This is a genomic window from Paraflavitalea soli, assembly GCF_003555545.1.
Lineage (GTDB): Bacteria > Bacteroidota > Bacteroidia > Chitinophagales > Chitinophagaceae > Paraflavitalea > Paraflavitalea soli.
Genome location: NZ_CP032157.1, coordinates 4,543,308 through 4,557,219, shown reverse-complemented (window position 1 = coordinate 4,557,219; position 13,912 = coordinate 4,543,308). Strand labels below are relative to the sequence as shown.

At 46.7% G+C, this 13,912-nt stretch carries 11 protein-coding genes; 10 read left to right on the top strand and 1 reads right to left on the bottom strand.

Annotation, left to right across the window (positions count from 1 at the left end; translation table 11 throughout):
- Nucleotides 1-48 precede the first annotated feature (48 nt).
- The 9 genes from D3H65_RS17015 to nagB all read left to right on the top strand — a co-directional run bounded on the left by D3H65_RS17015 (nt 49) and on the right by nagB (nt 11,213).
- On the top strand, nt 49-1,491 hold the full coding sequence (locus tag D3H65_RS17015) for a calcineurin-like phosphoesterase C-terminal domain-containing protein (protein ID WP_162915680.1): 1,443 nt from the start codon (nt 49-51) through the stop codon (nt 1,489-1,491).
- 88 nt (nt 1,492-1,579) lie between these two features.
- Nucleotides 1,580-2,977 (top strand): DUF5009 domain-containing protein, encoded by a 1,398-nt coding sequence (locus D3H65_RS17010; RefSeq protein WP_119051454.1) that lies wholly within the window; start codon nt 1,580-1,582, stop codon nt 2,975-2,977.
- 28 nt (nt 2,978-3,005) lie between these two features.
- Nucleotides 3,006-3,704, top strand: coding sequence for a GDSL-type esterase/lipase family protein (locus tag D3H65_RS17005; RefSeq protein WP_119051453.1), 699 nt, complete (start codon nt 3,006-3,008; stop codon nt 3,702-3,704).
- Nucleotides 3,705-3,713: 9 nt separating this feature from the next.
- The gene (locus D3H65_RS17000) at nt 3,714-5,573 is read left to right on the top strand and encodes a sodium:solute symporter family protein (protein WP_119051452.1); all 1,860 of its coding nucleotides are present in this window, start codon (nt 3,714-3,716) and stop codon (nt 5,571-5,573) included.
- A 1-nt stretch (nt 5,574) separates the two neighbouring features.
- Nucleotides 5,575-6,249, top strand: a complete 675-nt coding sequence (locus D3H65_RS16995) for a GDSL-type esterase/lipase family protein (RefSeq protein WP_119051451.1) — start codon at nt 5,575-5,577, stop codon at nt 6,247-6,249.
- Between the two features lie 84 nt (nt 6,250-6,333).
- The gene (locus D3H65_RS16990; protein WP_119051450.1) at nt 6,334-7,017 is read left to right on the top strand and encodes a GDSL-type esterase/lipase family protein; all 684 of its coding nucleotides are present in this window, start codon (nt 6,334-6,336) and stop codon (nt 7,015-7,017) included.
- Nucleotides 7,018-7,149: 132 nt separating this feature from the next.
- Nucleotides 7,150-8,019 carry an alpha/beta hydrolase gene (locus D3H65_RS16985; protein WP_119051449.1) on the top strand — a complete coding sequence of 290 codons (870 nt, stop codon included), beginning with the start codon at nt 7,150-7,152 and terminating at the stop codon, nt 8,017-8,019.
- A gap of 172 nt (nt 8,020-8,191) precedes the next feature.
- On the top strand, nt 8,192-9,124 hold the full coding sequence (locus tag D3H65_RS16980; RefSeq protein ID WP_119051448.1) for a DUF4434 domain-containing protein: 933 nt from the start codon (nt 8,192-8,194) through the stop codon (nt 9,122-9,124).
- A 166-nt stretch (nt 9,125-9,290) separates the two neighbouring features.
- Entirely contained in the window at nt 9,291-11,213 is a 1,923-nt protein-coding gene (gene nagB / locus D3H65_RS16975; RefSeq protein ID WP_211345506.1) for a glucosamine-6-phosphate deaminase, read from the top strand.
- A 91-nt stretch (nt 11,214-11,304) separates the two neighbouring features.
- Here nagB and D3H65_RS16970 read toward each other — a convergent pair whose 3' ends face one another.
- Nucleotides 11,305-12,282 carry a GlxA family transcriptional regulator gene (locus tag D3H65_RS16970; RefSeq protein WP_119051446.1) on the bottom strand — a complete coding sequence of 326 codons (978 nt, stop codon included), beginning with the start codon at nt 12,280-12,282 and terminating at the stop codon, nt 11,305-11,307.
- Nucleotides 12,283-12,605: 323 nt separating this feature from the next.
- Between D3H65_RS16970 and D3H65_RS16965 the strand changes: the two genes are divergently transcribed.
- Nucleotides 12,606-13,844, top strand: coding sequence for a hypothetical protein (locus D3H65_RS16965; protein ID WP_119051445.1), 1,239 nt, complete (start codon nt 12,606-12,608; stop codon nt 13,842-13,844).
- Nucleotides 13,845-13,912 lie beyond the last annotated feature (68 nt).

Genomic DNA, 13,912 nt, shown 5'->3' with positions numbered 1-13,912 from the left:
AGGAAAAAGAAGCATCAAATAATGAGGTATTTAAGGTCAATATATTTAATGGTGCTACTCCTGACGGGGGCTGTTGGTGTCTTTGCTCAGGCTAAGTCACCCTCCGTTCATGTACTGCTAAAAGGAAAGGTTACTGATAGCAATGGAAAGCCATTACCGCAGGTGGCAGTGACCGACGGCGCCAATATCGTATGGACCAGCCAGGCTGGTGAATACCGCCTGGAAAGCACCCGCGAGGCAATGTTTGTATACATTACCATTCCCGCGGGTTATGAAATACCCGCGGCAGATAATATGGCCCTCTTTTATAAAGAGATAAAGCCTGTCAATGGTGTGTTCACCGCGCATTTTGTATTGCGCAAAATGAAGCAGGACGATCTGAAGCATTATGCCCTGGTATGGGCCGATCCGCAGATCAATAACCAGGAGGAGGCTAATCAACTATTGACTACGGCTGTACCCGATACGAGAGCGCTTGCCATGCAATTATCCAAAGATGCGCCGGTACATGGTATTGCTGCCGGCGACCTGTCGTGGGATGCGCCACCCATCATACCCGAATACAGGAAGGCTATCAAAGAAACAGGCGTTCCTTTCTTCCAGGTATTGGGCAACCACGATATGGACATCAATGTGCGTACAGACGAACAATCCGACAGCACCTTCCGCAAAAGCATGGGTCCTACCTGGTACTCCTTCAACCGGGGCAAGGCACACTACATCGTGCTGGACAATGTGTTCTATTATTCCGATGGCTACAATTACATGGGCTATATAACTGAAAAGCAATTCAAGTGGCTGGAGCAGGACCTGCGTAGTGTAAAATCAGGCGCCCTGGTATTTGTGTCCATGCATATTTCTGCCTATACTAATGAAAAGGCCAGAACCAAAGCCGCTACGGACCATCCCGGTGACGTAACCGTCAACAGGAAATTCCTGTACAAATTATTAAAGCCCTTCCAGGCCCATTTTCTCACCGGTCATACCCATTACAACGAAAACATCATTCACGATAATATCTACGAACATATTCACGCCGCTGTATGCGGCACCTGGTGGATCAGTCCCCTGTGCGGCGATGGAACACCCCGGGGTTATGGTGTGTATACCATCAATGGCGACAGTGTGAGCTGGTACTACAAGACAGTAGGGGAGGGCAAGGATTACCAAATGAAGGTGTACAACAAAGGCGCGTATAAAAATAAGCCCAACGATATAGCAGTAAATGTTTGGAACCAGGATAATGCCTGGAAGGTGGAGTGGTATGAAGATGGGGTATACAAAGGTGCCATGCGCCAGGAAACGGATTACGATGCCAGCGTGGTGGCTTTCCTTACGGGACCCAACCGTCCGGCAAAATATCCCTGGGCACGGCCGCTTTTGACCGACCACCTCTTTTTTGCTACTCCATCGCCCCAGGCTACTACGGCAAGGATTGAAGTGACAGACAGGTTTGGGAATAAATATAAAGAAGAGATTGAACTGAAGTAACCAGGGAATGTGCTGAGTCCTACAAACAAAAGCTATTCGAAGCGAAAGGCTCGAAGCTCGTAGCTCACAGCTCAAAGCTTATTCGACAATGCAACGCAACAATAGTTTAGACGCCTTAAGAGGCCTGGCCATACTGGCCATGGTGCTTTCCAGCAGTATTGCCTTTGGCATTCTGCCTGCCTGGATGTACCATGCCCAAACGCCTCCGCCCGGCCATACCTTCATACCAACTTTGCCTGGCATTACCTGGGTTGACCTTGTATTTCCCTTTTTTCTTTTTAGCATGGGGGCTGCCATTCCCCTGGCTTTGAATAAAAAACTAAAAGAAGGAACCAGCTTTCTGTCTGTGCTTTGGATAGCTGGCAGACGATATATATTGCTCGTATTCTTTGCCCTCTTTACCGTGCATGCCCGTGCTGGTATGATGAGCAGCGATCCGTACCCTATCTATTATCTCCTTTCAGTGATAGCCTTTGTGTTGCTTTTCTTTCAATTTTATAAACCCGCGGGCCAGCAGCACACAAAATTGTTTATGGCAATCCGTGTACTGGCTTTTGTAGCTGCCGGCACGATGTTGTCCCTGCTTCCATTTAAAGATGGACAGGGTTTTTCCCTCAACAGGAGTGATATCATTATTATTGTGCTGGGCAATATGGCCTTCTTTGGTACCCTCATCTGGTGGTTTACCAAAGAAAATCCCTGGTTGCGCATGGGATTCCTGCTTTTTCTGATGGGTGTAATACTGGGCGCCAAAGAAGCAGGTTCCTGGAATGACAGGCTGTTGCAATGGTCGCCCATCCCCTGGATGTATAAATTTTACTACCTCAAATACCTGTTTATCATCCTGCCCGGTACCCTGGCTGGCGACTGGTTACTGAAGTATAAAACCCAGCACAACTTCTCCAAAGACGATACAGGAAGAACGAGTACTGGCCTGATTGCTTTTTTATCCTTTGCTATTATCGTAATCAATGTAATATTGCTCTTCGGCCGGCATCTTTTGATCAATCTTATCCTCACGGCTGCACTTTGCGGGCTGATATATGTTTGCCTGAAAAAAGAGAAAAAGCACCATGAACCTTTATTGATGGCATTTTTTAAAGCCGGAACATTCCTGTTGTTGTTGGGACTTTTCTTTGAATCTTATGAAGGAGGCATTAAAAAAGACCCCTCCACCTTTAGTTACTACCTGGTAACCGGCGGACTGGCCTTTTTTATGTTGATCGCTTTTTATGGCTTTCAGTTTACCGGCATCGGAGAGCGTATCGTCCATTACCTGAGCCTCAATGGCAGAAATCCCATGGTGGCCTATGTAACCGGCAACCTGTTGTTGCTGCCCTTGCTGCACCTGACTGGTGCCATGACTTTATACACAGGTATGCAGCAAAGCGCGTTCACCGGGTTTTTAAGTGGCATTTTGTTTACCGCTATTGTTTCGATAGTGACCGTTTGGTTCACAAAGCGGGGATGGATGTGGAAGACATAATATTCAAACTGACCTGGAAAATAGTTGTATGAAGTTAGAAAGACCCTATACCGTGTTAAGGATGGCAGCTGTGGTAAGCTGCTTTTCCCTGTGTGCAGCGAGTAAGATACAGGCCCAGGCCGTGGATAGTTCCTACCACAATTATTTATACGATAGCCGGGTGGCTTACTTTCAGCAATTGATGCCCGTAAAGAAGGCCATTGTATTTTGGGGCGATAGCATCACCGACTGGGGCGATTGGGCCGAACTGCTCAACTTTAGGAAGGCCATCAATCGCGGCATTGCCGGTGATAATACCTATGGCCTACGCGCCAGGCTCGATGAGGTGCTGCGCCATGATCCCAGGAAACTCTTCATACTGATCGGCACCAACGATATCAATAAAAAGATACCCGTAGTCAATATTGTAGACAATTACAAAAAGATCATCCTCGAAGTGCAGCGGCGATCACCCGGCACCAGTATCTATGTGCAGAGCGTATTTCCCATCAATAACCAGTTGATTGGCCGCCAATACTATTCCGGCACCAATGAGCAGATACAGGAATTGAACAGGGCCTTGCAAAGCATGGCGGCAGAGCTGCAGGTAAAGTATGTGTCCGTATACGGACAGCTGCTCGATGCCCGGGAACAACTGGATGCCCGCTATACCTACGATGGGCTGCACCTCTCAGGCCTCGGTTACCAGGCCTGGGTGAACTATTTAAAACAACAAAAACTATTGTAATCCCCGATCATGAATCTCTCCACCTTAGACATCATCATCATTTTACTGTACCTGCTGGTCATTATCGGCCTGGGATTCTGGATATCTAAAAAAGCATCTAAGAATATCCAGTCTTATTTTCTGGGTGATAACAATATCAAATGGTACTGGCTGGGATTTAGCAACAGCAGCGGTATGTTTGATGTGAGCGGTACTGCATTTTATGTAGCCCTCTTGTTTATCTATGGTTTCAAAGCTGCCTGGCTGCCCTGGTTATGGCCTATCTGGAACCAGATATTTGTAATGGTATTCCTGGCCATCTGGATACGGCGAAGCAATGCCATGACCGGCGCCGATTGGATCATCAAACGATTTGGTGACGACAGGGGCGGAAGGCTGGCCCATATGATCGTGGTGATCTTTGCCATCGTGAGCGTGATCGGTTTTATTGGATATGTATTCGTGGGTATTGGAAAATTTGCTTCCAACATTCTCCCCTGGGATCTTTCCAATGCCTTGCTCACCAGTCCGCAAACCTATGCTTTGATCATTGTGACCCTGACTACCCTATATACAGTGAAGGGCGGTATGTACAGTGTGGTCGCTACCGAAGTACTGCAATATGGTATCCTAGTGGTGAGCTGTATCCTCGTGGTGGTATTTGCCGTGAAGGGAGTAGATTATGACAGCCTGCACCAGCGTCTGCCGCAGGGATGGGCTTCTTTCTGGCCCGAGTGGAAGTTGAATGTGAACTGGGATAATTTTGCGCAGGCCAGCCAGAAGGTAGAAGAAGATGGATTCATATGGTTTGGTGCCCTGGTGTTGATGATGATTGGTAAGGGCATCTTTGCCAGCCTGGCTGGCCCCGTACCAGGGTTTGATATGCAACGTATCCTCAGCGCCAAAAAGCCCTGGGAAGCAGCTAAACTTTCAGGATTCACCAACCTCGTTTTGTATATCCCCCTATTCATGATGGTGAGCGCCCTCACCCTCATAGCTTTCAATAATTTCATGCCCACTTTGCAGGGCCAGGCAAAGCCCGACTTTGAAGTGATCCTCAGCCAGGTAGTGAGTAATTACCTGCCTGCCGGTATTCGTGGTATTGTGCTCGCCGGCTTGCTGGCTTCCTTCATGAGCGCTTTCTCTGCTTTTGTGAATGCAGCGCCTGCCTACCTGGTCAATGATTTTTACAAGAAGTATTTCAGACCCCATGAATCACCCCGCCACTATGTGAAATGCAGTTACCTCACCTCCATTGCCATAATCGCTATTGGCTGTTTCTTTGGCTTGTTTGCCGATTCGCTCAGTTCACTCACCTTATGGATATCTTCTGCCCTCTATGGTGGTTATGCCGCCGCCAATGTATTGAAATGGATCTGGTGGCGCTTTAATGGCTATGGTTATTTTGCCGGTATGTTGGCTGGATTATTGTCTGCCACGTTTGTTCCTAAACTAATGGCCTGGTTAAGCACCAATTATTTTACGGAGTACAAGGACCTGTTTGGTAGTGGTATCGGTACCCTCATTTCCTTTTTTATCATCCTGGTATTGTCTATGTCGGCCAGTGTGATTGGATGCCTCCTCACACCCATCCCCGATAAAAAAGTACTGGAAACTTTTTATGCCAACACCCGGCCATGGGGTTTCTGGAAACCTGTACTCAATTGGGTGCAGCAGGTGAATCCTGCCTTTGAACCCAACCGCCAGTTTAAGTGGGATATGCTGAACGTGCTGGTAGGTATCTGCTGGCAAATGAGTATGGTGATCATGCCCGTATTCTTTGTGTTTGGCTATTTTAGTTATGGCTTCACTGCTGTGGGCATTTGGGTGGCCTGTATAATCATTTTAAAATTCACCTGGTATGATCGTCTTAAAATTACTGCCGTATAATATGAAACTATTTTTAGTAGCCAGCCTGGTGTTGGTCACCGGCACTTTGAGCGCGCAAACTGATGCATCAAGCGATAGCAGTTATGCCAATGGATATTATGTAGAGCGGGTGAAGTACTTTGATAGCCTGCATCCCATTAAGAAAAGCATCGTCTTCCTGGGCAATAGCATTACCGAGGTGGGAGCCTGGGCCGAAGTGTTGCCCGGTGAGCAGGTGATCAACCGGGGTATCAGTGGTGACAACTCCTTTGGTGTATATGCCCGGCTGGACCAGGTACTGGCCATCAAGCCCCGCAAGATATTCTTAACCATCGGGGTCAACGATATTAAACGGGGTACCCCCATTGATTATATCGTGAACAATTATGAACGGATAGCAGCCAAAGTAAAAGCTGTATCCCCCCGTACCAAATTGTATTTCCAAAGCGTATTGCCTGTTACAGAATCTGTACTGGCCAATATTTATGTGAAGATCACCAACAGCAAAATAAATCAGTTGAATGAGCGCATGAAGGCTGTGGCAGCTAAATATGATTGTCCCTATATCGATCTGCATCCCGTATTTGTAGATGACAACGGACAGTTAAGGAGGGACCTTACCACCGATGGACTGCACCTGAAACAGGCAGCCTATATCTTGTGGGCCAATTACCTGAAAAAGGAAAAATATTTGTAATGCAATGTTAGCTTCGCAAAGCGAAATCGTAACAAAAGCCGTATTTGCTCGCAGCTCAAAGCTCGCAGCTTTAAAAAAACATGTATGAATAAACGCACTTATTTTCTTGCCGGCTTTCTCTTCATGGCTATTACATCTTTGGCACAACAGCCTGAAAAGAAGATTGACAGCAGTTACAACAATACCTATTATCAGGGCAGAATGGAATTGTTCAATACCCTGCCCCTTCAGCAGAAAGGCATCGTATTCCTGGGCAATAGCATTACCGAGCGGGGCAACTGGAGCGAATTGCTCCCCGGCCAGAAAATAATGAACCGGGGCATCGGGGGCGATAATACTTTTGGCGTACTGGCCCGACTCGACATGGTAGTGAAAGCCGCTCCTAAAAAAGTATTCCTGCTCATCGGTATCAACGACCTCAGCAGAGCCCTTCCCAAAGAAGTGATCCTGAACAATTACGAGCGCATCATTAATTATATCCGGACCAATTCTCCCAAAACGACCTTGTATGTGCAAAGCGTATTGCCTTTGTACGAACCACTGACTACTGCCGCTTACCTGAAAAATAAAAAAGACAGTATCCTGCAGCTCAATATTGGCATCCGCCAGCTGGCCGACAAATACAAGCTTACCTACATCAACCTGCATGAGGTATTTGCCGATGCCAATGGTGACCTGAAGAAGGAATACACCGCCGATGGTATTCATGTAAGACCAGCTGCCTACGTACTGTGGGTAGATTACCTGAAGAAGAAAAAGTATTTGTAAGTTTAAGGTGGGTCGTTCTGCAGTGCAGCTGCGAGAGCGACTCTGCGAAGTCAAAGGTGGGTCGCCCTGCGGGTGGCAAAGTGCGGGCTGCAGGGCGGCTCACCTTTAACTGAAAACAAAAATATCCTTGTTATGCGACCACTCTTAGTAAGCGTATTCATAGTCACCCTGGCTCCTTGTTTGGCACAGGGCCAGCAGGTGCCGCGCCTCACCTATGCAATTAAAGACCAGGATACATTGTGGGTAGACCAATACAAACCCAAGGGTACACCCAATGGTATATCCGTACTGTTTGTGCACGGCGGCGCTTTTACCGGTGGCGATCCTGCCAACCAAACGCCCATGGCCGATGGATTGACCAAACTGGGCTATTCAGTGTTCGTGATTAAGTACCGCTTGTACCTGAAAGGCAAAAGCTTTGGCTGTGAGACCGCTACCCCTGAAAAACTCAAAGCCATCCGCCTGGCAGCAGAGGATGCCGCCGATGCCACCAAATACCTGACAAGCCATGCTGCTGCTTTACAGGTTGATACTACTAAGCTTTTCATTGCCGGCAGTAGTGCAGGTGCAGAAGCCATTCTCAACCTGGTATACAATCCTTTTGTAAGAAAAGGCGACAAGAACTATAAGCCCTTTCCTTATGCAGGCGCCCTGTCGTTTTCAGGGGCTGTGCTCGACATCAATAACATCGATGCCTGTCCGCCACTACCTTTATTCCTGATGCATGGTACCAACGATCAGCTGGTGCCTTATGGTACTGCTGCACATCGCTTTTGCAAGGCCGTTGACGCAGGCTGGATGATGATGTTTGGCGCCCATACCTTATATGAAGAAATGCAGAAAAGGAATTGGCCCGTCGTTTTGTACACCTATGAAGGTAAGGGCCACGAAGTGAGCAACTATATGTTCAGGAAGTTTAAAGAAATGGACGAGTTCATGAAAACCGTGGTGCAGGGCTTCAGCTTTCCAACAGCACATATAGTGGTTAAAAAAGAAGAATAATCATCCTGTCAGAGTTTATCCCGCCTTGCGGGACTGAGCTTGTCGAAGGGCTGTTATACCCCTTTAGGGGTTACCGCTTTGTAGAAATGAATGTAGTTAATTTCTTTTGCCCTGTAGAGCTTGTCCCGCAATAAGCGGGAGGCAACCCTTAACGTTTTATAAAATAGAGTACATGAAAATCACCGGAACCTTCCTGGACGAGATCAGTCATGATATTCCCCACCAGAATTGGGGTGTCAAAGAATGGCGTAAAGATTTTGAGCACATGAAAGCCATTGGCATTGATACCGTCATTCTCATCCGCAGTGGCTACAGGAAGTTTATTACCTATCCCTCCGAATACCTCATCAAAGAACACAATTGTTATAAACCTCCTGTCGATCTGGTGGAGTTGTTCCTCCAATTGGCCGATGAATTGGATATGCAATTCTATTTCGGCCTGTATGACAGCGGCAAATACTGGGATACCGGTCTTATGCAGCATGAAATTGACAGCAACCGTTTTGTGATCGATGAAGTATGGAGACAATATGGCCATCATAAAAGTTTCAGTGGCTGGTACCTCAGCATGGAGATAAGTCGCAAGACGAAAGGCGCTACCGAAGCTTTCAGGACATTGGGGCTGCAATGCAAACAGGTAAGCAATGGATTGCCCACCCTGATATCGCCCTGGATCGACGGAAAGAAAGCCGTGATGGCTGTTACTTCTACCTTAACCAAAGAGGAGGCTGTCTCCCTGAAAGAGCATGAGCAGGAGTGGAGTGAAATATTCGCCGGTATACAGGGCGCCGTGGATGCCGTGGCTTTCCAGGATGGTCATATTGATTACCATGAACTGGATGATTTTTTTGCCGTCAATAAAAAGATGGCCCATCAGTTTGGCCTGCAATGCTGGACCAATGCCGAAAGCTTCGACAGGGATATGCCCATCAAGTTTCTACCTATTAAGTTTGAGAAATTACGCCTCAAGCTGGAAGCAGCGAAACGGGCGGGTTACGATAAAGCCATCACATTTGAGTTTTCTCATTTCATGAGTCCCCAGTCAGCTTATTTGCAGGCGGGACATTTGTACAACCGGTATAAAGAATATATCGGACTGGTGTAAACCTGGGTTAACTCATCCACCTTGTTTAGCTAAGAAAAGAATTAGCAGCATATGCTTGTCAAAGCGTGGGTCGCCCTCTGAAGGGCGGCTCACCCTGTTCTAAGGGAGATTGTCGAAATCCCCTTTGACAGGCCGCTGCATGTCAATCCCCAAAATCATCATTATTATGGTTACCACTACAACAGCCAAAAGCAGGCATATCAGTTTTGAAAAGATCCCCGTAGAACAATATGCTTCTCCCGCTGCCGCTTCTTTACAGGCAGCTTATGAAATAGCACAACTCATTCGTGATAAGCAAGCCAAAGGAGAGCGGGCGGTATTGGGCCTCGCTACCGGTTCCACCCCTAAGCGCGTATACAAAGAACTGATCCGCCTGCATCGTGAAGAAGGGCTCAGTTTCAAGAACGTCACCACTTTCAACCTCGATGAATATTTTCCCATGCAGCCCGGGGCTGTACAGGGATACCGGCATTTCATGCAGGAGAACCTGTTCAACCATATTGATATTGACCAGGCCAATTGTCATATACCCGATGGCAGCATACCAACAGAGCTGGTAAGGAGCCATGGTGAACAATATGAAACAATGATTGCCGATGCAGGCGGCATCGACTTCCAGTTATTGGGTATTGGCCGCAATGGGCATATCGGGTTTAATGAACCGGGTTCTCATAGCAGTTCTGTTACCAGGCTTATCACCCTCGACATGGCCACCCGCATGGATGCTGCTGCAGAATTTGGTGGTATTGCCAATGTGCCTAAGAAGGCCATTACCATGGGCATTGGCACCATCATGAAGGCGCGTAAAATTATATTGCTGGCCTGGGGAGAAAACAAAGCCGCCATCGTACGTCAGGCCGTGGAAGGGCCCGTTACAGAATTTGTGCCTGCTTCCTGGTTGCAGGCCCATGGCCAGGTAAAGTTTATGATGGATGATGCCTGCGCCGGTGAATTGACCCGCAACAAAACACCCTGGCTCATCGACCAGGTGATGTGGGACAGGGGCATGATCAAGAAAGCCGTGACCCACCTGGCCGTTAGTCTGCAGAAACCCATTCTCAAACTCACCAACAATGACTACAATGAAAATGGCCTGAGTGATCTGCTTGTTTTATACGGGCAGGCTTATGATATCAATATTGAAGTATTCAATTGGCTACAGCATACCATTACAGGATGGCCGGGAGGCAAACCCGGTGCTGATGATACCAACCGCCCTGAGCGGGCCATGCCTGTTCAAAAAAGAGTATTGTTGTTCAGCCCCCATCCCGACGATGACATCATATCCATGGGTGGCACTTTCCAACGCCTGGTAGATCAGGGACATGAAGTGCATGTGGCCTATCAAACCTCTGGGAATATTGCGGTAGCCGATGATGAGGCATTCCGGTTCATCCGGTTTGTGACAGACTTTAACCAGCAGTTTGGTATATCCAATAAAGAGGCTGATGCTATTTATAAAAAAGCTGCCCGCTTTTTACAGGAGAAAGCCAAAGGCGAAAAGGATATTGAAGAGTTGCGGTATGTAAAAGGTATTATCAGGCGGGGAGAGGCATTGAATACCTGTCGTTTTACAGGAGTGCCGGAAGAGCGTATTCATTTTATGAACCTTCCTTTTTATGAAACAGGGCAGGTAGAGAAGAAGCCGCTGGGCGAAGAAGATTATCTCCTTACTAAGCAATTGATCGAAAAAATAAAACCGCACCAGGTATATGCCGCTGGCGATCTGGCCGATCCGCATGGCACCCACAAAGTTTGCCTGGATGCCATTCTGGAGGCAATGAAACGATTAAGGAGCGAAACGTATATGAAGGATTGCTGGTTGTGGTTATACAAAGGCGCCTGGGCCGAATGGGATATTCACCAAATTGAAATGGCCGTGCCCCTTAGCCCCGATCAGGTATTGAAAAAGCGTACTGGTATCTTCAAGCACCAGTCACAGAAAGATGGCGTTGTTTTCCAGGGCAGTGATAGCCGGGAGTTTTGGCAGCGGGCAAAAGAACGCAACAAAGCCACTGCCGACCTGTACAATTTGCTGGGCCTGGCTGAGTATGCCGCTATGGAGGCATTTGTGAAATGGGAATATTAAGACCACTTCAAGGGCAATGATTCCGGGAGATATCGGTAGAAACTTATTTTTTCAATAGATCGTTGCTCCGGTTATTGTAGGGATTAAAAACTTACGCCAGGGCGGGCCGGTTATATTTATTACGGTATTGTACAGGTGAGAGGCCCGTCAGCTTTTTAAAGGTCGTACGGAAAGCCTTGTTATCTGAATAACCTACCTTGTACATGACCTCATTTACATTTTCGCGCGAAGATTCCAGGCTCAGCTTGGCAGCCTCGATCTTTACACGCTGTATATATTCCACAACCGTGTTGGAAGTCGCTTTCTTGAACCGGCGTTCCAGGTTCCGGCGTCCCATGGCAAACATGCCCGCCAGCTGTTCCACTGTGATCTTGTCCTGGAAGTTCTGTTCTATAAATACTTGAGCTTTTTTAATGGGCTCGTCTTCGTGTTCCTTTTGCCCGTTGAACATAATGAAGGGCGATTGACTGCCACGGTCAATCTCTATTTCAAATACTTTGGAACAAAGGATCGCTACATCACGGCCTGCATATTTTTCAATGATATACAGTACGAGGTTGAGGTAGGAGTAAGCGCCGCCACTGGAGTAAATACCCTGCTCATCCGTGATGATCTTATCTGGTACCAGGGTCACTTCCGGAAACATTTGCCTAAAGGCAGTAGCTGCCAACCAGTGCGTAGCGCATTTCTTACCCGTTAATAAACCTGTAGAGGCCAGCAGGAAGGCCCCCAGGCAAAGGCTGGCAATCTCTGCACCGCCTTTATATTGCTGCTGTATCCAGGGAATAAAGGCCTTGTTTATTTCCACTGCCTTGGCCAGATCGCCGCTTACAGCGGGGACCAGCACCAGGTCCGTTTTTACCTTATCCTTTATCGTAAGCTCAGCGTGTACGGTAAACAAGCCATTGTTAAGCTTGATCTCAGGTGTAAGTCCAACCAACTGAATATTAAACAAGGGTGCCCTGTCCATATTCCTCAATAACCCATTCACTTCTGTAAACAGCTTGAGCGGACCTTCAACGGCCCCCAGCATAGCCCCTTCAGGCACGAGGATGGATAAATGTTTCATAAACCAAAAATAAGGAGAAATGATGTCGCGATCAACCCCTTCCTATGCCGTAATTACACCCCCCTGGTTTCAGCGGGCATCCATCTGCAATAAGGTAGTAATTACTTCTTATTGAGATCGGGAGTCCAGATAGATCAAAAAATAGGACTTCTAAGTATAATCCATTATATAAATATTTTATTTAATCCGGTATTTTATCTACTTTGCCGCCAGCATAAGCTCAATTCTTCCTTTGGATTACCTACTTACTCCGTTACTTACGTGTAATAATTTCAAGTCTTGAAAAGTTGGTTGTTAACAAGATCTCTGTTAAAAGCCTTACCATGGCCAGGAAACGAACTGCTGTCAATGAAAATGCTTTGCCGCTATTGAAGCGACTTATCAGAATTAAACTGAACCTCAATTGCAGTACCTCTTCCCATATACAGCAATTGCAACATGAGATCCAGCAAATAACAGGAGAGTACCTATCCTCCCAAACCTTGAACCGTTTTTTTGGCATCATCCACACTGGCTTCAATCCTTCCATACATACATTAGATACACTAGCCTGTTTTGTGGGGTACAAATCATTTGCTGAATTTGAAATGCTGAATGCTGAAAAGAATGCTGACCAGGTCAATTCTACTTTCACTTCCAGGTTCATAGTATCCGTTTTCTCCCAGATCAATCCGGAAGACAATATAGAGCCGGGTATCCTGCAGGTAATAAAGAATATCGCCAGCTTAATGGCCGATGACAGGCAACTGGCAGCAGAAATATATTGTGCTATGTCACCGAGCGTATTCGGGCGAAAGTTCTTTTTTGAACAATTTGTAAATGTGGATGCCCTCGATAGTGTGTATGGCGATGGGCTTCAGTATTACCTGTTGAATGCCCACAACCGGGAGCAGAAGTTTTTTGCTTACATACTATATTGTTACCGCTATTTCCTGACAGCCCATACCACCCTGTTCCAAAAGTATTTTAACCTGCTCCAGGCATTCAGGCAATCTGAAATAATGACCTTCCATCCATTAATGGTTGACCGCTACTATGCGGTATTGGTCTTTAACCAGGTAATGGGGAAAAAGGACCATAACAATGCAGACTCTATTAAAGGTGATCTGGCTGATTTCGATATCTGGTCGTCTCATGCCAAATCATGTTATTGTGCTGGCTACCTGGTAGGCGATGCCTTACTGCTGGCCGGTGAATTTGGTCGTTCATGGGAAATATTGAACAGTGATGAGATAAAACCTTCTTCACTTACCGGTTGCCTTCAGGATGAATTCATCACTCATCTGGGTATTTTGAAATTGATGAGTGGATACTTTTCAAATCACATCAGTACTAAAAGAGCCCTCTCTCTGTTCGTTGAATTGAATGAAAAACCATTGCCTGTATTGTTGCATGATTACCTTTCCTTTTACCTGCTCTTCCTCAAGCGTAGCTTGTTTCCCAAGGCTACAATAAGGAAGGAAGTGAATGAACAAATTCAATACCTGATCAAAAAAACAGGCTTTGTTTATTTCAGAGAATTTGACATGCAGTTGAATAGATCAGAATCAATATCATTGTGAGTAGTAATTAATGGAGATTAATGGAAAAAAAAGAGGAAAAAAAACATTGCACCTTTACGCTCACGACA

Bases quoted from the DNA above. Each gene is read 5' to 3' on its own strand.
- D3H65_RS16965 (WP_119051445.1), top strand. From the start codon at position 12,606: ATGGCCAGGAAACGAACTGCTGTCAATGAAAATGCTTTGCCGCTATTG.
- D3H65_RS17010 (WP_119051454.1), top strand. From the start codon at position 1,580: ATGCAACGCAACAATAGTTTAGACGCCTTAAGAGGCCTGGCCATACTG.
- D3H65_RS16990 (WP_119051450.1), top strand. From the start codon at position 6,334: ATGAATAAACGCACTTATTTTCTTGCCGGCTTTCTCTTCATGGCTATT.
- D3H65_RS16970 (WP_119051446.1), bottom strand. From the start codon at position 12,282: ATGAAACATTTATCCATCCTCGTGCCTGAAGGGGCTATGCTGGGGGCC.
- D3H65_RS16995 (WP_119051451.1), top strand. From the start codon at position 5,575: ATGAAACTATTTTTAGTAGCCAGCCTGGTGTTGGTCACCGGCACTTTG.
- D3H65_RS17005 (WP_119051453.1), top strand. From the start codon at position 3,006: ATGAAGTTAGAAAGACCCTATACCGTGTTAAGGATGGCAGCTGTGGTA.
- D3H65_RS17000 (WP_119051452.1), top strand. From the start codon at position 3,714: ATGAATCTCTCCACCTTAGACATCATCATCATTTTACTGTACCTGCTG.
- D3H65_RS16980 (WP_119051448.1), top strand. From the start codon at position 8,192: ATGAAAATCACCGGAACCTTCCTGGACGAGATCAGTCATGATATTCCC.
- D3H65_RS16985 (WP_119051449.1), top strand. From the start codon at position 7,150: ATGCGACCACTCTTAGTAAGCGTATTCATAGTCACCCTGGCTCCTTGT.
- D3H65_RS17015 (WP_162915680.1), top strand. From the start codon at position 49: ATGGTGCTACTCCTGACGGGGGCTGTTGGTGTCTTTGCTCAGGCTAAG.
- nagB (WP_211345506.1), top strand. From the start codon at position 9,291: ATGGTTACCACTACAACAGCCAAAAGCAGGCATATCAGTTTTGAAAAG.